This is a genomic window from Streptomyces virginiae, assembly GCF_040638905.1.
In the GTDB taxonomy this organism is placed as follows: domain Bacteria; phylum Actinomycetota; class Actinomycetes; order Streptomycetales; family Streptomycetaceae; genus Streptomyces; species Streptomyces virginiae_B.
On the sequence record NZ_JBEZYV010000008.1, the window covers coordinates 1 to 21997 of the forward strand.

Genomic DNA, 21997 nt, shown 5'->3' on the forward strand with positions numbered 1-21997 from the left:
TCGCGGGCTTTCCTCCGGGCTTTCGTTCTGCTGTCTTGCGTTTCCGACTCTATCAGACTCTTTCGTGTCCGATTTCCTCGGCGCTTTCCAGGTTCTCGCTTTCGCGTTTCCCTTTCCGGCGGTGCCGACTCTATCAGATCCTTTCGGGCCTGACTCCCGGTCAGCGGGTTGTGCCGCTTGGGCTGTTGGCCCTTGCGGCGAGTGAGACAGTAGCGGATTCCTCGTCCCCGAACCTAATCGGCGACGGCGTCCTCGGACACGGATTCCTCATTCGCAAATACGCATGAAAACGAGACGGCAAAATGCGTCGTTCGTTCGAATGTGTAGTGCGGAATGGCTGTCCGGGGACCGACCGGGGTCGGCGCTCACGTCGGACAACTCGAAGAACCTTACGGACCGGGCACACCCGTGTCAACCCCTGCTGACCGCCGCCGCGCGGGGCGAGAGAAAGTCACCCCGTCCTCATCCCCGGAGGTCTACGCTGGCTCCCATGACTACGCATGCGCTCACGCTCAGCCTTCGCTGGTGGGCCGCCTGACGGCGGCCGACCTTCCACGCGAGCACGCATGCGCTCACGGCCGCCGCCCCGGCGGCCGTTCTGTTTTCTCCCTCCGGGGAGTGGCCCGGCCGCCCGAGACGGTGACCCGACTCCACTCACGCATTCACAGGGAGAGCAGGACATGACGAGGATCTTCAGCGGGATCAAGCCGACCGGTCACATGACCCTGGGGAACTACCTGGGTGCGGTCCGGCAGTGGGTCGCGGCCCACCAGGAGCCGGACGACGCCCTGTTCTGCGTCGTCGACCTGCACGCGTTGACCGTCGAGCACGAGCCGGCGCGCGTACGGAGGCTGAGCCGGCAGGCGGCGACGCTGCTGATGGCCGCCGGGCTGGAGCCCCAGCGCTGCACCCTCTTCGTACAGAGCCACGTCGACGAGCACACGCGGCTCGCCTACCTGCTGGAGTGCACGGCGACCGACGGGGAGCTGCGGCGGATGATCCAGTACAAGGAGAAGGCTGCGAAGGCGCAGGCGTCCGGCGAGGGCGTGCGGCTCTCCCTGCTCACCTATCCGGTGCTGATGGCCGCGGACATCCTGGCGTACGGGGCCGGGGAGGTGCCGGTCGGCGAGGACCAGCGGCAGCACGTCGAGCTGACCCGGGACCTGGCGGTGCGCTTCAACCAGCGCTACGGGCACACCTTCACCGTTCCCAGGGCCACCCTTCCGTCGGTGGCCGCGCGGGTCATGGACCTGCAGGATCCGACGTCGAAGATGGGCAAGTCGCACGCGAACGGTTCGGGGATCGTCTATCTGCTCGACGAGCCCGGGGTGGTGCGCAAGAAGGTGATGCGGGCTGTCACCGACAGCGGGGACGGTGCGGTGGTCTACGACCGGCAGGCACGGCCCGGGGTGGCGAACCTGCTGGACGTCCTGGCGGCGTGCACCGGCGGTGATCCGGCCGTCCTGGCGGACGGGTACGACGGGTACGGGGCGCTGAAGCGGGACGTCGCCGACGCGGTGGTCGAGCTGCTGCGGCCGTTGCAGGAGCGGCACGCGGAGCTGGCGGCCGATCCCGCGCAGGTGGACAAGGCGTTGCGGGAGGGCGCGGCGCGGGCCAGGGAGCTGGCGCGGCCCGTGGTGGACCGGGCGTACGAGGCGATCGGGCTGCTCGCGCCGTAGCCGGGGGTACGACGGGTACGGGCCCCGCCGCGGCGGGGCCCGTACCGGTGGTTCAGCTGTTGCCGGAGGCGAGCTCGCGGCTGCGGTCGCGGGCGGCTTCGAGGGCGGCGATCAGGGCGGCGCGTACGCCGTGCTTCTCCAGCTCGACGATCGCGTTGATGGTCGTGCCGGCGGGGGAGGTGACGGCCTCGCGGAGCTTGACGGGGTGTTCGCCGCTGTCGCGGAGCATCACCGCCGCGCCGATGGCGGCCTGGACGATGAGGTCGTGGGCCTGGGCGCGGGGCAGGCCGAGGAGGATGCCGGCGTCGGTCATGGCTTCGACGAGGAAGTAGAAGTACGCCGGTCCGGAGCCGGAGAGGGCGGTGGCCGCGTCCTGCTGGGACTCGGGGACGCGCAGGGTCTTGCCGACGCCGCCGAAGATCTCCTCGGTGTGGGCGAGGTGCTCGGCGGTGGCGTGGCTGCCGGCGGAGATGACGGACATGGCCTCGTCGACGAGGGCGGGGGTGTTCGTCATGACGCGCACGACGGGGGTGCCGGGGCTGAGGCGCTCTTCGAAGAAGGAGGTGGGGACGCCGGCGGCGCCGCTGATGACCAGCCGGTCGGCGGGGACGTGCGGGGCGAGCTCGTCGAGGAGCTTGGCCATGTCCTGGGGTTTGACGGTGAGGATCAGGGTGTCGGCGCGCTTGGCGGCCTCGGCGTTGGAGACGGCCTCGACGCCGTAGCGGGTGCGGAGCTCCTCGGCTCGCTCGCTGCGGCGCGCGGTGACGAGGAGCTTGGAGGCGGGCCAGCCGCCGCGGATCATTCCGCTGAGCAGGGCCTCGCCGATCTTGCCGGTACCGAGGACTGCGACTGTCTGGGTCATGCCCGATTCACCTCGCCGAACTGTTCTTCCGCCTGGGCTGCGTAGGCGTACGCGTACGCGTCCTCATCCTTGCACCCGGGTGGGGAGCGGGGCCGCGGTGTCCGCAGTGCGGTCAGGGGGTCCGGCGGCGGAGGGTGGCGGCGCCGAGGGCGAGTACGAGCAGGGCGCAGGCGGCGACGATCACGGCGTCGCGGACGAAGTCGGCGGTCATGTCGGTGTGGGTGAGGACCTGGGTCATGCCGTCGACGGCGTAGGACATGGGCAGGACGTCGGAGATGCCTTCGAGTACGGGGTGCATGGTGTCGCGGGCCGCGAAGAGGCCGCACAGGAGCAGCTGGGGGAAGATCACCGCCGGCATGAACTGGACTGCCTGGAATTCGGAGGCCGCGAAGGCCGAGACGAAGAGGCCGAGGGCGGTGCCGAGGAGGGCGTCGAGGAGCGCGACGAGGAGGAGCAGCCAGGGGGAGCCGACGACGTCGAGGCCGAGGACCCAGAGGGCGAGGCCGGTGGCGAGGAGGGACTGGACGACGGCGACGGCGCCGAAGGCGAGGGCGTAGCCGGCGATGAGGTCGCCCTTGCCCAGGGGCATGGCGAGGAGGCGTTCGAGGGTTCCGGAGGTGCGTTCGCGCAGGGTGGCGATGGAGGTCACCAGGAACATGGTGATGAGGGGGAAGATCCCGAGGAGTGACGCGCCGATGCTGTCGAAGGTGCGGGGGCTGCCGTCGAAGACGAAGCGCAGCAGGGTGAGCATCAGGACGGGCACCAGGACCATAAGGGCGATGGAGCGCGGGTCGTGGCGGAGCTGGCGCAGGACGCGGGCGGCGGTGGCGGCGGTGCGGGCGGTGTTCATCGGGTCTGCTCCTGGGCGGGAAGGGCGCCGGCCTGGTCGACGAGGCGGAGGAAGCCCTCCTCGACGGTGGCGGAGCGGGTGCGGGTGCGCAGGGCGTCGGGGGTGTCCTGGGCGAGGATGCGGCCTTCGCGCATGAGGAGCAGGTTGTGGCAGCGCTCTGCTTCGTCCATGACGTGGGAGGAGACGAGGATCGTGGCGCCGCGGGTGGCGGCGATGTCGTGGAAGAGGTTCCACAGGTCGCGGCGCAGGACGGGGTCGAGTCCGACGGTGGGTTCGTCGAGGACCAGCAGTTCGGGGGTGCCGAGCAGGGCTACGGCGAGGGAGACGCGGCTGCGCTGGCCGCCGGAGAGGTTGCCGGCGAGGGCGCCTGCCCGGCTGGTGAGGTCGACGTCGGTGATGGCGCGGTCCACGGCGTCGGTGCGGCGGGCGGCGGCGGCCCGGCCGGGGTCGAGGACCGCGGCGAAGTAGTCGAGGTTCTGGCGGACGGTGAGGTCGTCGTAGACGGAGGGTGCCTGGGTGACGTAGCCGATGCGGGAGCGCAGGTCGGGGTGGCCGGCGGGGTGGCCGAGGACGTCGAGGGTGCCGGTGACGTGCGCCTGGGTGCCGACGATGGCGCGCAGGAGGGTGGATTTGCCGCAGCCGGAAGGGCCGAGGAGGCCGGTGATGCGGCCGCGGGGGACGTCGAAGGCGATGTCGTCGATGACGGTGCGCGGGGTGCGGCCGGTGCCGCGGCGGACGGTGAGGCCATGGGCGTGCACGGCGGCGGCCGGTGCTTCACCGGCCTGCTTATTCATCATGTGATGAATAATGCTCCTGGCGGTGCCGGGCGTCAATCACCGGGGAGCCGGGCGGGGTGCGGAAGGCCCCCGCCGGCCTGCGGCCTACTTCTTGCGCTTGGGGCGGCGGGCGGCCGGGTTCCCCGTACGGGTGCTGCGGCGGCGCCCGTAGTCGGCCAGGGCGCGCTCGTACTCGGCGCGGCGGAGCTTCTCGCCGGGGGCCTCGACCAGGCAGCGCAGTGAGTAGGCGATGAGGGAACCGATGAAACCGATCGTCTTGAGGCCCTTGAGGGCGGCCTCGTCGGAGGACGGTGCCGGGCGCCGGTTGTAGGAGTCCCAGGTCTTCATGAAGGCGATGGAGCTGGCGATCGCGAAGAGGACGACGACGGAGATGCTGAGGAAGGGGCCGACGTTGCCGATCTCCAGGCCCTCGTAGGAGAGGCGGAGCAGCACGGCGGCGGCGGTGGCCGTGGCCAGGGAGCCGACGGCGAGGCCGGCGCGGCGCAGGCCGTAGCCGCTCTCGTGGTTCAGCCAGGTGGTGCCGAAGTACCGGATCGGCTCGGGCTGCGGGCCGGTGGGGACCGTAGGCGCGGAGGCGGAGCCGGAGGCGGACGCGGTGGCGGCCGAGGCCGCGCGGGCCGGGGCAGCCGCGCCGGCAGCCTGCTCGGCGGGGGTCTGGTCTCGCTGGTCGTCGCTCACAGCAGCGATTATCCCCCCGCCGGGCCGGTCGGGCCGGGTGTGTCTCACGTGTCAGACGGGTCGTACGCGACGTACGGGGTGGTTCCGCCGGGACCGCGGTCAGCCGCAGTGCGTGACCACGAAGCCGTCGCTGCCGGTCCGCACGTACGCGTCGGAGACGAACCGGCCGTTGCCGATGCAGTCCCAGATGTCGGTCGTGCCGTACGGTCCGGACACCGTGGTGCCCTCGGTCTGGCAGCGCAGCGTGACGGTCGCGCCGAGCGGCAGGACGTCGATCACCGAGTGGTTCGTGCCGGGACCGCTGCGGACGTTCAGCCGGTAGCCGGGAGCGACCGGGTAGGACGGGTAGCCGGAGCCGGAAGCCACGCTCTGGACTTGGCTCGAATCGTTCTCCACCGACATGCGAAATCTCCCCCCATGGGCGTTGCCGTGCGCAACTCGCGCAGGGTAGCAGGACCTTGGAGATGCGTAAGCGTCATCGACTAGGCTCCGGCGGGGGTGGTGAGCGGTGCATTCGCTGCGCGCGGACGACTACGCGGGCTTTCCGGAGTACGCCGGGCAGTACCGGCTCGAATCGGTGCTCGGCTCCGGAGGGATGGGCGTCGTCCACCTCGCCACCTCCGGCTCGGGGCTGAAACTCGCCGTCAAGATCGTGCATGCCGAGCACGCGGTGGACCCGGAGTTCCGGGCCCGCTTCCGGCAGGAGGTCGCGGCCGCGCGCAGGGTGAGCGGGGCGTTCACCGCACCCGTCGTGGACGCCGACCCCGATGCCGAACGGCCTTGGATGGCCACCCTGTTCATCGACGCGCCGACGCTCGCCGAGCGGGTACGGGAGCGGGTGCTGGACCGCACCGAGCTGACCCGGCTCGCCGCCGGCCTGGCGGAGGCGCTGCGGGACATCCACCGGGCGGGCGTGGTCCACCGGGACCTCAAGCCGAGCAACGTGCTCATGGCGCCCGACGGCGTGCGCGTCATCGACTTCGGGATCTCGCGACCGGCGGACAGCGACCTGCGGACCGAGACCGGGAAGCTGATCGGGACGCCGCCGTTCATGGCGCCCGAGCAGTTCCAGCGGCCCCGCGAGGTGGGGACCGCAGCGGACGTCTTCGCCCTGGGCGCTGTGCTCGTGCACGCGGCGACGGGCCGCGGGCCCTTCGACTCCGACAGCCACTACCTGGTGGCGTACCAGGTGGTGCACAGCGAGCCCGATCTGACCGGGCTGCCGCGCGGGCTCGTACCGCTCGTCGAACGGTGTCTGGCCAAGGATCCGCAGGAGCGGCCCACCGCCGCGGAGCTGATCGCCGAGATGCGGGCGGTCGCGTACCCGACCTCCGAGGACACCCAGGCCTTCATCCCCCGGCCGCGCCGGCCCGACGGCGCCGAGCTGCTCACCCACCGCAGGGAGCGGGCCCCCGCCGGGCCGGAGCCCCGGGCCCCGCGCCGGCGGCCGGGGCGCCTCGCCGTCGCGGCCGGGGTCGGGCTGCTGCTCGCGGGGGGCGCCGTAGGCGGCTACCTGCGCTTCGGGCCGGCCGCCGGGTCGTCGCCCGCCCAGATCGCGGGAATGTCGGATCCGGCGCCGGCGAAGGCCTTCACTCCCTGGTCGGTCCCGCTGGGCAAGCCCGGTACGGGCAGCCGGATCGGCGCCTGCTCCTGGCAGGCGGAGGCCCTGTACTGCGCCGCACCGGGCCTCGCCGCGGCCCGGCTGGACCCCGTGGACGGCAGCGCGGTGTGGAGTCTGGAGGCGTCCGCGACCGCCCCGGCGAAGGGGGCGGCGACCGCGGGCGCGCCCCTGCACGCCGGCGGACGGGTCCTCGTCGTGGTGCCGGGCAGCGAGACGCTCCAGGCACTGGACCCGGCCACGGGGGCCGAGCGCTGGCGGCACCGGCTCCCCGCCGGTTCGCAGGCGGTGGCCGCGGGCGCGCAGGTGCTGTTGGTGGGCACCCACGGCAGCATCAGCGCACTGGACGCGGCCGCCGGGACGACGCGCTGGACCCGGCAGATCGGCGGGGTCGGCTCCGTGTGGTGGACCGGCGGCGGGCCGGAGGGAGGCGGCGCGCCCGAGCTGTACGCGGCGACGCCCGACGGCGGCGGTTCCACACATCTCGCCGCGGTCGATCCGGCGACCGGGACCGTCGGCCGGCAGTTCCGTACGGCGGGGCGGCTGCGGCCGGTCGGGGCGGCGCAGGGCGGCCTGTACCTGATGGAGGTCGACGCGTCCGGCCGGACCACCGCCGTCGTGCGCGCCGATCTCGCGGCGCACACGGCACAGCGGGTGCGGCTCACGGCGCCGCTGTATGACGCGGAGGCGGCGGTGGACCGGGACGGGGTCACGTACCTGTTCGGGACCTCCGGTGCGCTGGTCGCGGTCGGGGCCGAGAAGGAGCGGTGGCGGCTGGAGACGGGCGTGACGGTGGCCTCGCGCCCGGTGCTCGCCGGCGGCCGGGTCCTCCTGACGGCGCCGGACGGCCGGCTGCTGGCCGTCGACGCCGCCGACGGCCGGCCGGCGGGCCAGACCAGGCCGCGGATGGCCGACGGCAAGGACACGTACGCCTCGACGCTGCCCGCGCCGGTGGCCGGGGGCGGGCGGGTGTTCGCGGGTGCGCCCGACGGCTCGGTGTTCGCGGTGGACGCGGGCGATCCGGCCCGGTGGTGAGCGCGGGGGCGCGCCGGCCCGGTGGTGAGCGCGGGGGCGCCGGGGTGAAACGCGGGCGCCCCCGCACCGGCGCGGTGCGGGGGCGTCGCTGCCGCAGGGGGCCGGGTCAGCCCAGCCGGGTGACGTCGCGGACCGCGCCCTTGTCGGCGCTGGTGGCCATCGCGGCGTAGGCGCGCAGGGCCGCGGAGACCTTGCGCTCGCGGTTCTTCGGGGCGTAGACGCCGCCGAGGGCCTCGTGGCGGGCTGCCAGGGTGGCGTCGTCGACGAGGATCTCGATGGACCGGTTCGGGATGTCGATGCGGATGCGGTCGCCGTCCTCGACGACGGCGATGTCGCCGCCGGACGCCGCCTCCGGGGAGGCGTGGCCGATGGACAGGCCGGAGGTGCCGCCGGAGAAGCGGCCGTCCGTCACCAGCGCGCAGACCTTGCCGAGGCCACGACCCTTGAGGAAGGACGTCGGGTAGAGCATCTCCTGCATGCCGGGGCCGCCGCGCGGGCCCTCGTAGCGGATGACGACGACGTCGCCCGCCTTGACCTCCTTGCGCAGGATCTTGTCCACGGCCTCGTCCTGAGACTCGCAGACGACCGCCGGGCCCTCGAAGGTCCAGATCGACTCGTCGACGCCGGCCGTCTTCACGACGCAGCCGTCGACGGCGATGTTGCCGCGCAGGACGGCCAGGCCGCCGTCCTTGGAGTACGCGTGCTGCACGGAGCGGATGCAGCCGCCCTCGGCGTCGAGGTCGAGGGTGTCCCAGCGCTCGGACTGGGAGAAGGCGCTCGCGGAGCGCTTGCAGCCGGGGGCCGCGTGCCACAGCTCCATCGCCGTGTCGCTCGCCGTGCCGGAGCGGGCGTCCCACTGCGCCAGCCAGTCCTCCAGGCCCGCGGAGTGGACGGTCGTCACGTCCTTGTTGAGGAGCCCGCCGCGGTGCAGTTCGCCGAGGATGGCGGGGATGCCGCCGGCGCGGTGCACGTCCTCCATGTAGTACGTGCCGCCGGGCGCGACGTTCGGGGCGACCTTGGCCAGGCAGGGGACGCGGCGCGAGACGGCGTCGATGTCCTTGAGGTCGTACTCCAGGCCCGCCTCCTGCGCGGCGGCCAGCAGGTGCAGGATCGTGTTGGTGGAGCCGCCCATGGCGATGTCGAGGGCCATGGCGTTCTCGAAGGCCTCGCGGGTGGCGATGTTGCGGGGCAGCACGGACTCGTCGCCGTCCCCGTAGTACCGCTTGGTGATCTCCACGACCGTGCGGCCGGCGTCCTCGTACAGGGCGCGGCGGGCGGTGTGCGTGGCGAGGACCGAGCCGTTGCCAGGGAGGGCCAGGCCGATGGCCTCGGCGAGGCAGTTCATCGAGTTGGCGGTGAACATGCCGGAACACGAGCCGCAGGTGGGACAGGCGTTCTCCTCGATGCGGAGCACGTCCTCGTCGGAGACGTTCTCGTTGGAGGCGTCCACCATGGCGTCGATCAGGTCCAGCTTGCGGACGGTGCCGTCGACGAGGATGGCCTGGCCGGCCTCCATCGGGCCGCCGGAGACGAACACGGCCGGGATGTTGAGGCGCATGGCGGCCATCAGCATGCCGGGGGTGATCTTGTCGCAGTTGGAGATGCAGATCAGGGCGTCGGCGCAGTGCGCCTCGACCATGTACTCCACGCTGTCCGCGATCAGGTCGCGGGACGGCAGGGAGTAGAGCATGCCGCCGTGGCCCATCGCGATGCCGTCGTCGACGGCGATCGTGTTGAACTCGCGGGGGATCGCACCGGCCGCGCGGATGGCGTCGGAGACGATCCGGCCGACGGGCGCCAGGTGCGTGTGACCGGGGACGAACTCGGTGAAGGAGTTGGCGACCGCGATGATCGGCTTGCCGATGTCCTCGCTCGCTACGCCCGACGCGCGCATCAGGGCGCGGGCACCCGCCATGTTGCGGCCGTGGGTGACGGTGCGGGACCTCAGCTCGGGCATGCGGTTCACTCCCCATGAGTACGGCTGGCTGTACGGTCAGCCGCGACTGCGGATATGGCTCAGCTACGAGGCTACGCCCACCGCCCGCGATCCGGACGGCGTGTCCGCATGGCGGGACGGGCGGCTCAGTCCTCGGTCAGGTACCGCTGAAGCGTAGGGGCCACGAGGGCCACGATGTCCTCCGGGTCCGCGGACGCGAGGGGCTCGACCCGCAGGACGTAGCGCAGGATCGCGATGCCGACCATGTGGGAGGCCGCGAGCTCGGCGCGGAAGGTCGGATCGGGCACGTCCAGGTCGGCGGCGACGCGCTCCAGGACCCTGCGCAGCACCAGCCCGCGCAGCACCTTCGCGGCTGCCTCGTGCGTGAGGGCGGACCGGATCACGGCGAGCAGCGGGGCCCGGGTGACCGGGTTCTCCCAGACCCCGAGGAAGTAGCGGGCGAGGCGCTCGCCGATGCCGTCGGGCCCCTCGCCGATGACGGCCGGGACCACCAGGGCCGGCTCCATGCTCATCTCGATGGCCGCGGCGAACAGGTCGTCCTTGCTGCCGAAGTAGTGGTGTACCAGCGCCGGGTCCACGCCGGCGACCTTCGCGATGCCGCGCACGGACGTCTTGTCGTAGCCGCGCTCCGCGAAGACCTCACGGGCGGCGAGCCGGATGCGCTCCTGGGTGCCCGGCCCCCCCTCGGCCTCGTCCTGGCGGGGCCGCCCAGGGCCCCGGCGGCGCGGCGCGCGCTCCCCGGTCACAGCCGGCGGGCCCGGTCGCGCCCGGCGGTGGCCAGGTGCAGGCGGGTGAAGGCCAGCGCCTCGGCGAGGTCGGCCTCGCGCTCGGCGGAGGACATCGCACGCCGCGTGTTGACCTCGATGACCACGTGGCCGTCGAAGAAGCTCCGGGCGAGGCGTTCCAGCAGTTCGGCGCAGGGCTGCGTACCGCGCCCCGGCACCAGGTGCTCGTCCTTCGCCGATCCGTTCCCGTCGGCGAGGTGCACGTGGGCGAGCCGCTCCCCCATCCGGTCGATCATCGCGGTCGCGTCCGTGCGGGCCGTCGCGGTGTGCGACAGGTCGACGGTGAAGTGCCGGTAGTCGTCCTTCGTCACGTCCCACTCGGGGGCGTAGGCGAGCATCTCGCGGTCGCGGTACCGCCAGGGATACATGTTCTCCACGGCGAACCGGACGTCGGTCTCCTCGGCCATCCGCCAGATACCGGAGACGAAGTCGCGCGCGTACTGGCGCTGCCACCGGAACGGCGGATGCACGACGACGGTGGACGCGCCGAGCTTCTCGGCCGCCGACCGGGCGCGCTGGAGCTTGACCCACGGATCGGTGGACCACACCCGCTGGGTGATCAGCAGGCACGGCGCGTGGACGGCGAGGATCGGCACCTGGTGCTGGTCCGACAGGCGGCGCAGCGCGTCGATGTCCTGGCTGACCGGATCCGTCCACACCATCACCTCGACGCCGTCGTATCCGAGGCGTGCGGCGATCTCGAAGGCGGTCGCCGTGGACTCCGGATAGACGGAGGCGGTGGACAGGGCGACCTTCGCGGTGGGGATGCGGACGGGTTCTGCCACGGGGACAGGGTACGGGGCCCGCGCCCGCCCGGTACGTGACGGCCGCCACGTGGGCCCGGTTCCGGCCGTCAGACGAGCCGGAAGAAGAGCGTGTCCTGGGTGTACCAGTCGAGGTCCCTCGTCGCGCGCTCCCACTCCTCGTGCTCGACGTCGAGCTTGTCGATGAGCTCCTGCACGTCGTAGTGGAAGTCCGGGTCCATCCGGCCCAGGACGGCCCGGTACGCGTCGGCCGCTGCCCTGGTCTTCGCGAGCGGCAGATGCCCGATGGCCGGGTAGCCGTCCACCGACCAGGGGATGGACGGGAATTCGTCGGGCGGCCCGCCGTAGAGGAACCCGTGCGGCAGCAGGTCGGCGGGCACGCCGAGGCGGCGCATCTCCTCGTCGACCAGGCCGAAGAAGGTGCTGGGCATGGAGTAGGTGCCCAGGTGGGAGTCGTCCGAGGAGTTGCAGTCGATGACGAACTGCAGGGCGGTGGTGTACGCGTTGCCGGCGCAGTCCGCGTCCGAGTCGGTGTGCCCGGCGATGAGGTGCTCAAGGGCGTCGGGGATGGACAGTCCCCACTCCACACCCTGACGGTCGAGACCGTCCTGGTAGGCCCGGGCGTTCCTGCGCATGATCTCCAGCCGGCGCAGCTGATCCGCCGTGAGATCGCCCTTGCTGCCGAGGTAGGCCAGCACGTCGGCCTTGTCCGCCGTCGAGTACGAGATGTTGTGACTCATGGTCACCAGCCTGCCAGTCGCCACCGACAGCCTTGTCGGTGGCGGCCCCTATCGTCCGCTCAGGACCTCGGAGCGGAGCGGGAATGGGTTTCAAGACGCGACCGAAGGGAGCGCCCTTGAGGGACCGGTCCGACACGGAGAGACGATGGGACTGACGGGAAACCCCCGGCCCATCTACGACACCGCCCCGGCAGACCGACCCACCGAAGCCCCCGCCCGGCAGACGACCGGCATCCGCCCCGCCGCCGCCGGGGGCGGGTGGGCAGCCACCGACGGAGAGCGGTGGAAGCCGCGGGGGTGAAGGCGCCGAGTGCGTGTGTACCCGTACACGCGCAGACACGCACCGCCCCGCGCGCGAAGCCCCCCGTACCCCCTACGCCGGCGCCGCGGTCGGGAGGTGGTCCAGGCGGCGGAGGATGACGCCCTCGCGCAGGGCCCAGGGGCAGATCTCCAGCTCGTCGACGCCGAAGAGGTCCATCGTGGCCTCGGCCACCAGCGCGCCCGCCAGGAGCTGGTTCGCCCGGCCCTCCGAGACTCCCGGGAGGGTGGAGCGCTGGGCCGTCGTCATCGCGGCCAGGCGCGGCACCCATTCCTCCAGGGCCTTGCGGCTGAGGTCGCGCTGCACGTACAGGCCGTCGGCCGAGCGGGCCGCGCCCGCGATGCGGGCCAGCTGCTTGAACGTCTTCGACGTCGCCACCACGTGGTCCGGGGCCCCGAAGCGGCTGAACTCGCGGACCGTCCGGGCGATCTCCGTCCGCACGTGCCGCCGCAGCGCCCGGACGTCGACGGCGTCCGGCGGGTCGCCCGGCAGCCAGCCCGCGGTGAGGCGGCCCGCGCCCAGCGGGAGCGAAACGGCCGCGTCCGGGTCCTCGTCGATGCCGTACGCGATCTCCAGGGAGCCGCCGCCGATGTCCAGGAGCAGCAGCTTCCCGGCGGACCAGCCGAACCAGCGGCGGGCGGCGAGGAAGGTGAGCCGCGCCTCGTCCTCGCCGCTCAGCACCGGCAGGTCGACGCCGGTCTCGGCCTTGACCCGGGCCAGGACCTCGTCCGCGTTCGTGGCCTCGCGCACCGCGCTGGTCGCGAAGGGCAGGACGTCCTCGCAGCCCTTGTCCTCGGCGGCCTGTACCGCTTCGTTGACGACCGAGAGGAGCCGCTCGACGCCCGCGGGGGTGACGGCGCCGGCGCCGTCGAGGAGCTCCGCCAGCCTTATCTCCACCTTGTGCGAGTGCGCGGGCTGCGGGCGCGCACCGGGGTGCGCGTCCACCACCAGCAGATGGACCGTATTCGAACCCACATCAAGGACACCGAGTCTCATAGGGGGAAACGCTACTGCGAGGAACACTCGGGGGTTGAGTAAGGGGCGCTTAGGCTTGGGTTTGTGCCACATACGAAGAAGGCCAACAAGACCCGGTCGCAGAAGGACACGGGCAAGGACTCAGGCAAGAACCCGATCAAGAGCACGGGCAGCGCCAAGGGCGGCAAGGCCGGGAAGGGCAAGGCCGTGGCTGACGAGAAGGGGCTCGACTTCCCCCGGGCCTGGGTGGAGTTCCCCGACCCCGCCGACGACGAGCAGGTCTTCCGCTGTGACCTGACCTGGCTCACCTCCCGTTGGACCTGCATCTTCGGCAGCGGCTGCCAGGGCATCCAGGCGGGCCGGGCCTCGGACGGCTGCTGCACGCTCGGCGCGCACTTCTCCGACGAGGACGACGAGAAGCGCGTCGCGCAGAACGTGGCCCGGCTGACGCCCGAGCTGTGGCAGTTCCACGACGTCGGCAGCGAGAGCGGGTGGACGCAGAACGACGACGACGGGGAGAGGCAGACCCGCCGCTGGGACGGCGCGTGCATCTTCCTGAACCGGCCCGGCTTCCCCGCCGGGGCCGGCTGCTCGCTCCACATCCTCGCCCTGAGGGAGGGCCGGGAGCCGCTGGAGACCAAGCCGGACGTCTGCTGGCAGCTGCCGATCCGCCGGACGTACGACTGGATCGACCGGCCCGACGACACCCGGGTGCTGCAGGTGTCGATCGGCGAGTACGACCGTCGCGGCTGGGGCCCCGGCGGCCACGACCTGCACTGGTGGTGCACGTCGGCGACGTCCGCGCACGGCGCCGGGGACCCGGTGTACGTGTCGTACCGCGCCGAGCTGACGGAGCTGATGGGCAAGGAGGGGTACGAGGCGCTGGTGCAGCTGTGCGAGGCCCGGCTGGCGTCGCTGCTGCCGATGGCTCCGCACCCCGCGGACCCGGCTCCGTAGACGGAGCGGAGCCGTCGGCGCTGCGACGTCGGCCGCCCGCGGGTCCCGACGGTACGACGTCGGCTCCCCGCGGATCCCGACGCTACGACGTCAGCCGCCCGCGGGTCCCGACGGTGCGGGGTCGGGCGCCGGGGAAGCCGTTCCGCCTGTGCCGTCCGTCGGGGACGGCGCGGGCGTCGGGGACGGCGGCGGGATCGTCGGCTCCGTCGGGGCGGGCGTCGGTGCCGGCCCCTGCGTCTGGTCCGGCGTCGGCGACGGGCTCGCGGGCTGCGTCGGCTGCGGGGTCGGCGTCGAGGCGGGCCGGCCGCGGCCGCGGATGGAGACCACCGCACCCGTCGGGTCGACCCCGACCCGGGCGGTCCAGGCGCCGACGGGCTGCGCCTCGGCATCCACTGCGATGCGTAGGGTGACCGATTCTCCGGGCGCGAGCGTGCCCGCGGTGCGGCTCGCGCGCAGCCAGGGCGCGTCGGACCAGAGCCGCCAGTCCACCGGGGCGCCGCCCGAGGCGGTGAGGGTGAGCAGGGTGAGTGCGCCCCGCGAGGACGCGGCCACGGAGAGGTGACCGCGGGCGCCGGCGTGGTCGGGGGTCGCGGGCGGGCCGGTGCTGATCACCTCGACGGAGACGTCGGAGGAGTCGCTGCTCTCGGCGAAGTCGGGGCCGCTGGTGGTGCCGGTGGCGTTCCCGGTGTTCTCGTAGGCGGTGAGCGGGCGGCCGTCGATCCGGGCGGTCGGCAGCTCGGTCTCGCTCGCGGAGATACGGGTGGAGCCGTTGCCGACGGAGTCGCCGGTGCCGTGCTCGCCGCGGTACGAGGCCCACAGCGCCAGGACCGGGGCCGCGACGACGGTGGCCACGACGGTGGTGGTCACGGCGCGGGCGCGCAGCCGGTCGCGGCGGGCGGCGCGGTCCTTGGGGTCCATCGGGAAGCCGGTGCGGTCGAAGCGCGGGCCGGGGCCGCGGCCCCGGCCGGAGCGGAGCATCGCCGCGTGGACCGCGGTGCGGGGGGCGGGCACGAGGGGCAGTGCGGCGGTGTTGACGCCGCCCGAGCCCGGCCAGGGGGCGGCGGCGCCCACCCGTTCGGCGACGCGCCGGCACCGGGGGCAGTCGTCGACGTGGCGGACGAGTTCGGCGCGCAGGGTGCTGGACAGCAGCACGTCGCCGTCGCCGCCGTTGCCGTCCGCGTCGCGGCCGGTGAGCTGGGAGACGCTGGGGCAGCTGCCGGTCTCGACGACGGCGAGGGCCGCGCGGGTGCGCTCCACCTCGCAGGCGGCACCGGTCAGGAGCTCCCGGGCGGCGGCGGCGGGTGTGCCCAGGACGGCGGCGAGTTCGGGGACGCCGAGGCGGTGGCGGACGGCGAGTTCGAGTGCCTCGCGCTGCGCGGGCGTGGTCCCCGCGGCCTCCGGCCACGCCAGACGGGCCAGCTCGGTGCGGCGGTAGGCACTGACGTCGATCTGCCGATGGGCGTCCACGGCCGGGCCGTCATCCGCTGCGCCCCCCGGCGCACTGTTGCGCGCGGTGTGCTCCGGCGCACGCCGAGCGGAATGCGCTCCCTGGCTTACGCGCCGCTGCTCGGCCAAGCGGCGCAGGCAGCCCCAGCGGGCGAGCGCGTAGAGCCAGGCCCGTCTGTCGCCCTCGTCGGGGCAGCGGCCGGGATGCCGCTCGGCCACGGCGAGGACGTCGCCGAGCACGTCGGTCGCGGTGTCGTGATCGCACAGGACCGACAGGCAGTAGGTGAACAGGCCGTCGAGATACGGCTCGTGCCGGAAGGGGCGCGGCGGCTCCTCTTCTTGGTGCGTGCGCCCGTGCGCCCGGTGTGCGCCGGTGCGCGGTGAGGGTGGTGCCTGGTCGCTGCTGTTCACCTGGCGACCGTAGGCGGCGCGCCGGTGGCGCCCTGGAAGCCTTCCCCGGTTTTAGCCCTTATGGGTGAACAGATCGTTGACACACTGACGGCGGGCCTGACGTGGGCGGTCCCGCCGCCGGGGGCGCCCCCGGCCGTCCCCGGCGCCGGGGGGGCCGGGCCCGCACCGCGGCCCGGGCTGTCGGTGCGGGCGGCTACCGTGGGCGCCATGGCTGCCCGCACTGCTCGTTCATCCGCCAAGGACCGTCCGTCCTACCGCTGCACCGAATGCGGCTGGACGACGGCCAAGTGGCTCGGCCGGTGCCCCGAGTGCCAGGCCTGGGGCACCGTCGAGGAGATGGGGGCGCCCGCCGTACGGACCACCGCGGCCGGCCGGGTCTCGACCGCCGCACTGCCGATCGCCCAGGTCGACGGGCGGACGGCGACCGCGCGCAGCACCGGTGTGGACGAGCTGGACCGCGTCCTGGGCGGCGGGCTCGTGCCCGGCGCCGTCGTGCTGCTGGCCGGCGAGCCCGGCGTGGGCAAGTCGACGCTGCTGCTGGACGTCGCCGCGAAGGCCTCCAGCGACGCGCACCGCACGCTGTACGTCACAGGTGAGGAATCGGCGAGCCAGGTGCGGCTGCGGGCCGACCGCATCAAGGCGCTGAGCGACCACCTGTACCTCGCCGCCGAGACCGACCTGTCGGCGGTGCTCGGGCACCTCGACGCCGTGAAGCCGTCCCTTCTGGTCCTGGACTCCGTACAGACCGTCGCCTCCCCCGAGATCGACGGCGCACCCGGCGGCATGGCCCAGGTGCGCGAGGTGGCGGGCGCGCTGATCAGGGCCTCCAAGGAGCGGGGCATGGCCACCCTCCTGGTGGGCCACGTCACCAAGGACGGCGCCATCGCCGGTCCCCGCCTGCTGGAGCACCTCGTCGACGTGGTGCTGAGCTTCGAGGGCGACCGGCACGCGCGGCTGCGGCTCGTGCGCGGCGTGAAGAACCGGTACGGAGCGACCGACGAGGTCGGCTGCTTCGAGCTGCACGACGAGGGGATCACCGGGCTCGCCGACCCGAGCGGACTGTTCCTGACCCGGCGCGCCGAGGCCGTTCCGGGGACCTGCCTGACCGTGACCCTGGAGGGGAAGCGGCCGCTGGTCGCCGAGGTGCAGGCGCTGACCGTGGACTCGCAGATCCCCTCCCCCCGGCGGACCACCTCCGGCCTGGAGACCTCGCGCGTCTCGATGATGCTGGCGGTACTGGAGCAGCGCGGCCGGATCACGGCCCTCGGCAAGCGCGACATCTACAGCGCCACCGTGGGCGGGGTGAAGCTCACCGAGCCCGCCGCGGACCTGGCGATCGCGCTCGCGCTGGCCTCCGCCGCCAGTGACGTCCCGCTCCCGAAGAACCTGGTGGCCATCGGCGAGGTCGGCCTGGCCGGCGAGGTGCGGCGGGTGACGGGCGTGCAGCGGCGGCTGGCGGAGGCGCACCGGCTGGGCTTCACGCACGCGCTGGTGCCGGCGGACCCGGGCAAGGTGCCGCCCGGGATGAAGGTCACCGAGGTCGCCGACATGGGCGACGCGCTACGGGTCCTGCCGCGCGGGCGCTCCCGTACACCGGCCAAGGAGCGGGCGGCGGCCGCCGAGTAGACCCCGCTCCGGGCGCGCCGCCTCCGACCATGATCGAACCGAGCGGACCCGTCATGATCGACCCGGCCGACCGACCGGTCGCCGCGCTGGTCAGGGGGCCCGTACGGGCCGCCGCCGGGCGGTACCTGGCCAAGCCACGGCGGGGCCGCAGCGCGCGCCGGTAGACTTTGTGCTGGTCCGCCCGGCCGTACGCACGTCCTCGTGCCCCCGCGCTGGGCGGCGCAACCCGCGACCGGAGGAGTGCAGTGGCAGCCAAGGACGGGGCATCAGCACCCGGGAAGTCCGGCGCGAGCTCCAAGCACGACGCGCTCATGCGCGCCTCGCTGAGCGCGGTCGCACCTGGTCAGCCACTGCGCGACGGCCTTGAGCGGATCGTCCGGGGCAACACCGGCGGCCTCATCGTCCTCGGCATGGACAAGGCCGTCGAGGCGATGTGTACGGGCGGCTTCGTCCTGGACGTGGAGTTCACCGCGACCAGGCTGCGCGAGCTGTGCAAGCTCGACGGCGCGCTCATCCTCGACAAGGACCTCACCAAGATCCTGCGGGCCGGCGTGCAGCTGGTGCCGGACGCGTCGATCCCCACGGAGGAGACGGGCACGCGGCACCGCACGGCCGACCGCGTCTCCAAGCAGTGCGGCTTCCCGGTGGTGTCCGTGTCGCAGTCGATGCGGCTGATCGCCCTGTACGTGGACGGGGAGCGGCGGGTCCTGGAGGAGTCCGGGGCGATCCTGTCGCGCGCGAACCAGGCGCTGGCCACGCTGGAGCGGTACAAGCTCCGCCTCGACGAGGTCGCCGGCACGCTGTCGGCGCTGGAGATCGAGGACCTGGTCACGGTGCGCGACGTGACGGCGGTCGGGCAGCGGCTGGAAATGGTCCGCCGGATCGCGACCGAGATCGCCGAGTACGTGGTCGAACTGGGCACGGACGGGCGACTGCTGTCCCTCCAGCTGGACGAGCTGACGGTGGGGATCGAGCAGGAGCGGGAGCTGGTCATCCGGGACTACGTGCCCGAGCCGACGGCGAAGCGTTCCCGCACGGTGGACGAGGCGCTGGCGGAACTGGACGCGCTGACCCACCCGGAGCTGCTGGAACTGCCCATCGTGGCGCGGGCGCTGGGGTACACCGGCTCGCCCGAGACGCTGGACTCGGCGGTGTCGCCCCGCGGCTACCGGCTGCTGGCGAAGGTACCGCGGCTGCCGGGCGCGATCATCGAGCGGCTGGTGGAGCACTTCGGCGGCCTGCAGAAGCTGCTCGCCGCGAGCGTCGACGACCTGCAGACGGTGGACGGCGTGGGCGAGGCGCGTGCGCGGAGCGTCCGCGAGGGGCTGTCACGGCTGGCGGAGTCGTCGATCCTGGAGCGGTACGTCTAGCCTGCGGCTCTGCTCGGCCGACCCGTCTCGGGTCCGTTGCCCGTTGGGCGCGCGCGCCGCTCCTGGGGCTCCACCCCGCGTCTCGAACCCCCGGCGGGGCGGGGCTGGGTAGTGCGCGCGCCGCTGCCTGGGGGCTCGGCCGCTGCCGAGGGCGCCGGCCCGGACGTCAGTCCTGCTTGAGGACGAATGAGGTCCGGGCGACCGGCATGCCGGGGGACTTGACCTCGACGACGTAGGTGTCCGGAGCGGCCGACCCCGCCGGAGGCGACTGGCACTGGTCGGCCGCACTGAACCTGCGGTCCCAGTCCAGCGCATGCTTGGTCTCGCCCTGCGCCGGGAGGCGGAAGAAGGCGTTGCCCGCGCCCGTCGGGCAGTCCGCCGAGGACCACACCGCCTTGTTGTTACTCGCCTGAAGGATGGTCAGGACCGCCTGCTTCGGGCCAAGATCGACCTTGCAGGTGGTTCCGGAGGTGTTGCGGGCGATCAGTTCGAGGCGGGGCTTCTCGTTCGCCTCGTACTCGTTCTTCGCGCTCTTGACCTCCCACTGCAGCGCGCTCGCCGCGCACGTGGGGAGCGGGGAGTCGGCGGGGACCGCCGCCGGACCGCCCGCGCCGCCGCTGCCGGCGGAGCCCGAACCCCCGCCCGCGCCCGCGCCGGTGCCCGGTTCGCCGTTCTTGCCCGCACCGCCGCCGGAGCCGCCTTCGGACCCGCTGGTCCCGCCGCCGGACTCGGGGCGCCCGCCGGGCGCGGCGCTGATGGCGGGGCCCGTGCCGGACGGGCCTGGAGTGATCGAGGTGACGGGGTCGGGACGGCCCTCGCCCTTTCCGTTCGTACTCGTCTTCCCCCCACCGGAACTGACGGTCCATACGGCGAGGAGCGCGAGGAGCGCGACGACGGACGCCAGCACAGCCCTCCGTCGCCAGTAGATGGAGGAGGGGAGCGGCCCGACCGGATTGCGCAGAGATCCCACGGAGGGAACTTTACGAGAGTTCGCGGCCCGATCAGTGCCCCACATGCCGCGCATCGCACTCGATTTGCCGATGATCATCCTGCGGGCCGAAGCGGAGGCGGTGAGAACCGGCCAAAGGGCTGACATGGAGATTAATCCGGTTTGTGTACGTTCGGTGACCATGGACGCCTTCGGCTTCTCCCGCGGGCCCGGTCCGGACGGCAAGTCGGGCTCCGGGGTCCGAAACGTGCCAGGATGCCGTATGCCATGACTGCATCCCCCTCTTCCTCCCCCGACGTGTCCCCGGACGTGTCCCGCGACCTGACCGCCTGCGCGTCCGCCGGCCCCTCCCACGCGCTGCACTCCCCCGTCATCGCGTGGTTCGAGCAGCACGCCCGCGACCTGCCCTGGCGCCGCCCCGAGGCCGGCCCCTGGGGCGTCATGGTCAGCGAGTTCATGCTCCAGCAGACACCGGTCAGCCGGGTCCTGCCGGTCTACGAGCAGTGGATCGCCCGCTGGCCCAGCCCCACCGACCTGGCCGCCGAGGCCCCCGGCGAGGCCGTACGGGCCTGGGGGCGGCTCGGCTACCCGCGCCGGGCCCTGCGGCTGCACGGTGCGGCCGCCGCGATAACGGAGCGCCACGGGGGCGACGTACCGCAGGAGCACGCGCAGCTCCTCGCGCTGCCCGGGGTGGGCGAGTACACCGCCGCGGCGGTGGCCTCGTTCGCGTACGGGCAGCGGCACGCCGTCCTCGACACCAACGTCCGGCGGGTCTTCGCGCGCGCCGCCACCGGTGTCGAGTACCCGCCGAACGCGACAACGGCCGCCGAACGGCGTCTGGCGCGCGAGCTGCTGCCCGAGGACGAGTCCACCGCGGCGCGCTGGGCGGCGGCCTCGATGGAGCTCGGCGCGCTCGTGTGCACCGCCAAGAGCCCGGACTGCGTCCGCTGCCCGGTGGCCGGGCTGTGCGCGTGGCGGCTGGCGGGGAAGCCGGCGCACGACGGGCCGCCGCGGCGCGGACAGACGTACGCGGGGACCGACCGGCAGGTGCGCGGCAAGCTCCTGGCCGTCCTGCGGGAGGCGGTGGGGCCCGTTCCGCAGGCCGTGCTCGACACGGTGTGGAACGAACCGGTGCAGCGGGCGCGCGCCCTCGACGGGCTGGTCTCGGACGGACTGGTGGAGCCCCTCGACGGCGGCCTCTACCGGCTGCCGCAGACCCGGCCCGGGGCGTGACCGGCAAGGCCGCGACAGCAGGCCGCGGTGGCAGGCCGCGGGCCCGGTCCGGGGGCCGGCCGGGGCGGGTGGGGAACGGACCGTGCACCGGTCGGGAACCGCCCGTAGCCGCACCTGAAGCTGAGTCAGGGATTCCGCTTGTGGCCGCCAAACCCCAGCTCACGGGCGCTGTTACACAACCTATGGGTGTCCGTGCTCCCACCGAAGGCTTGCTCGCACAGGCCCGTGACAACCCCTCCGTACCGTCGTCCCCGTAAGCCAGCGGTGGAGCGGTCGGACGGGAACGGAGGCGGTCTGAAATGGTGCAGGCGCATGGCGAGGTACTCGGGTTCGAGGAGTACGTACGCACCCGGCAGGACGCCCTCCTGCGCAGTGCCCGACGCCTGGTCCCGGACCCCACCGACGCCCAGGACCTCCTCCAGACGGCCCTCGTGCGCACGTACGGCCGGTGGGACGGCATCGCCGACAAGTCCCTGGCCGACGCCTACCTCCGCCGGGTCATGATCAACACCCGTACCGAGTGGTGGCGCGCCCGCAAGCTCGAAGAGGTCCCCACCGAGCAGCTCCCCGACGCGTCCGTCGAGGACGGCTCCGACCAGCGCGCCGACCGCGCCCTGCTGATGGACATCCTCAAGGTGCTCGCGCCCAAGCAGCGCAGTGTGGTCGTCCTGCGACACTGGGAGCAGATGAGCACCGAGGAGACGGCCGCGGCGCTCGGGATGTCGGCGGGAACCGTGAAGAGCACTCTGCACCGCGCCCTGGCCCGCCTCCGGCAGGAGCTGGAGAGCCGAGACCTGGACATGCGTGCGCTGGAGCGCGGTGACCACACCATGCGGTACGAGGGGCGTGAGCGGTGCGCGGCCTGAACGGCCAAGATCTGAACGGCAGGAGCTCTCCCCCCGTATTCGGCGGTCGGTCCGTATTCGGGGGTCGGGGCAATCTGGTG

20 protein-coding genes are annotated in these 21997 nt (G+C 73.2%); 8 read left to right on the forward strand and 12 right to left on the reverse strand.

Translation table 11 applies throughout. From position 1 onward, the window contains the following. The first annotated feature begins 680 nt into the window (after nucleotides 1-680). Nucleotides 681-1679, forward strand: a complete 999-nt coding sequence (gene trpS, locus AB0F82_RS13530) for a tryptophan--tRNA ligase (RefSeq protein WP_362626648.1) — start codon at nucleotides 681-683, stop codon at nucleotides 1677-1679. 52 nt (nucleotides 1680-1731) lie between these two features. Here trpS and proC read toward each other — a convergent pair whose 3' ends face one another. The 5 genes from proC to AB0F82_RS13555 form a co-directional block, all read right to left on the reverse strand. After that, a complete protein-coding gene (proC, locus tag AB0F82_RS13535) occupies nucleotides 1732-2541 on the reverse strand; it encodes a pyrroline-5-carboxylate reductase (protein ID WP_356815480.1) in 810 nt (269 codons plus the stop codon). A 112-nt stretch (nucleotides 2542-2653) separates the two neighbouring features. After that, nucleotides 2654-3391 (reverse strand): ABC transporter permease, encoded by a 738-nt coding sequence (locus AB0F82_RS13540; protein ID WP_362626652.1) that lies wholly within the window; start codon nucleotides 3389-3391, stop codon nucleotides 2654-2656. Further along, on the reverse strand, nucleotides 3388-4188 hold the full coding sequence (locus AB0F82_RS13545) for an ABC transporter ATP-binding protein (RefSeq protein ID WP_362626655.1): 801 nt from the start codon (nucleotides 4186-4188) through the stop codon (nucleotides 3388-3390). Before AB0F82_RS13545 ends, AB0F82_RS13540 begins: the two co-directional genes overlap by 4 nt. A gap of 84 nt (nucleotides 4189-4272) precedes the next feature. Further along, a complete protein-coding gene (locus AB0F82_RS13550) occupies nucleotides 4273-4866 on the reverse strand; it encodes a hypothetical protein (protein ID WP_436842086.1) in 594 nt (197 codons plus the stop codon). Between the two features lie 99 nt (nucleotides 4867-4965). After that, complete coding sequence (locus AB0F82_RS13555; RefSeq protein ID WP_362626658.1) at nucleotides 4966-5268, reverse strand: SH3 domain-containing protein; 303 nt, start codon at nucleotides 5266-5268, stop codon at nucleotides 4966-4968. A 106-nt stretch (nucleotides 5269-5374) separates the two neighbouring features. Here AB0F82_RS13555 and AB0F82_RS13560 point away from each other — a divergent pair, with 106 nt between their 5' ends. Next, nucleotides 5375-7519, forward strand: a complete 2145-nt coding sequence (locus tag AB0F82_RS13560; protein WP_362626661.1) for a protein kinase domain-containing protein — start codon at nucleotides 5375-5377, stop codon at nucleotides 7517-7519. Nucleotides 7520-7625: 106 nt separating this feature from the next. Here the strand turns inward: AB0F82_RS13560 and ilvD are convergent, their stop codons facing one another. From ilvD to AB0F82_RS13585, 5 genes are all read right to left on the reverse strand, one after another. After that, the gene (ilvD, locus tag AB0F82_RS13565; RefSeq protein ID WP_356815487.1) at nucleotides 7626-9476 is read right to left on the reverse strand and encodes a dihydroxy-acid dehydratase; all 1851 of its coding nucleotides are present in this window, start codon (nucleotides 9474-9476) and stop codon (nucleotides 7626-7628) included. A gap of 125 nt (nucleotides 9477-9601) precedes the next feature. Continuing rightward, nucleotides 9602-10222 carry a TetR family transcriptional regulator gene (locus tag AB0F82_RS13570; RefSeq protein ID WP_362626664.1) on the reverse strand — a complete coding sequence of 207 codons (621 nt, stop codon included), beginning with the start codon at nucleotides 10220-10222 and terminating at the stop codon, nucleotides 9602-9604. Beyond that, a complete protein-coding gene (locus AB0F82_RS13575; protein WP_362626667.1) occupies nucleotides 10219-11046 on the reverse strand; it encodes a sugar phosphate isomerase/epimerase family protein in 828 nt (275 codons plus the stop codon). Before AB0F82_RS13575 ends, AB0F82_RS13570 begins: the two co-directional genes overlap by 4 nt. 68 nt (nucleotides 11047-11114) lie before the next feature. Further along, a complete protein-coding gene (locus AB0F82_RS13580) occupies nucleotides 11115-11765 on the reverse strand; it encodes a DUF7691 family protein (protein ID WP_362626670.1) in 651 nt (216 codons plus the stop codon). 373 nt (nucleotides 11766-12138) lie between these two features. Next, entirely contained in the window at nucleotides 12139-13080 is a 942-nt protein-coding gene (locus AB0F82_RS13585) for a Ppx/GppA phosphatase family protein (protein ID WP_362626673.1), read from the reverse strand. A 135-nt stretch (nucleotides 13081-13215) separates the two neighbouring features. On the opposite strand from AB0F82_RS13585, the gene AB0F82_RS13590 reads away from it, so the two are divergent. Then, nucleotides 13216-14016 (forward strand): hypothetical protein, encoded by an 801-nt coding sequence (locus AB0F82_RS13590; protein WP_436842092.1) that lies wholly within the window; start codon nucleotides 13216-13218, stop codon nucleotides 14014-14016. 90 nt (nucleotides 14017-14106) lie between these two features. Here the strand turns inward: AB0F82_RS13590 and AB0F82_RS13595 are convergent, their stop codons facing one another. Next, a complete protein-coding gene (locus AB0F82_RS13595; protein WP_362626679.1) occupies nucleotides 14107-15873 on the reverse strand; it encodes a BACON domain-containing protein in 1767 nt (588 codons plus the stop codon). 207 nt (nucleotides 15874-16080) lie between these two features. Here AB0F82_RS13595 and radA point away from each other — a divergent pair, with 207 nt between their 5' ends. The 3 genes from radA to disA all read left to right on the forward strand — a co-directional run bounded on the left by radA (nucleotide 16081) and on the right by disA (nucleotide 18869). Continuing rightward, complete coding sequence (radA, locus tag AB0F82_RS13600) at nucleotides 16081-17499, forward strand: DNA repair protein RadA (protein WP_326475372.1); 1419 nt, start codon at nucleotides 16081-16083, stop codon at nucleotides 17497-17499. Nucleotides 17500-17528: 29 nt separating this feature from the next. Next, nucleotides 17529-17663, forward strand: a complete 135-nt coding sequence (locus tag AB0F82_RS13605) for a hypothetical protein (RefSeq protein WP_362626682.1) — start codon at nucleotides 17529-17531, stop codon at nucleotides 17661-17663. An 81-nt stretch (nucleotides 17664-17744) separates the two neighbouring features. Further along, the gene (gene disA, locus AB0F82_RS13610; RefSeq protein WP_356810152.1) at nucleotides 17745-18869 is read left to right on the forward strand and encodes a DNA integrity scanning diadenylate cyclase DisA; all 1125 of its coding nucleotides are present in this window, start codon (nucleotides 17745-17747) and stop codon (nucleotides 18867-18869) included. 166 nt (nucleotides 18870-19035) lie between these two features. Here the strand turns inward: disA and AB0F82_RS13615 are convergent, their stop codons facing one another. Further along, nucleotides 19036-19839: a hypothetical protein gene (locus AB0F82_RS13615; protein ID WP_362626686.1), complete on the reverse strand. Its 804-nt coding sequence runs from the start codon at nucleotides 19837-19839 to the stop codon at nucleotides 19036-19038. A 246-nt stretch (nucleotides 19840-20085) separates the two neighbouring features. Here AB0F82_RS13615 and AB0F82_RS13620 point away from each other — a divergent pair, with 246 nt between their 5' ends. Together AB0F82_RS13620 and AB0F82_RS13625 are read left to right on the forward strand one after the other, a co-directional pair. Further along, nucleotides 20086-21051, forward strand: a complete 966-nt coding sequence (locus tag AB0F82_RS13620) for an A/G-specific adenine glycosylase (RefSeq protein ID WP_362626689.1) — start codon at nucleotides 20086-20088, stop codon at nucleotides 21049-21051. A 299-nt stretch (nucleotides 21052-21350) separates the two neighbouring features. Then, nucleotides 21351-21917, forward strand: coding sequence for a SigE family RNA polymerase sigma factor (locus tag AB0F82_RS13625; RefSeq protein ID WP_030027405.1), 567 nt, complete (start codon nucleotides 21351-21353; stop codon nucleotides 21915-21917). Nucleotides 21918-21997 lie beyond the last annotated feature (80 nt).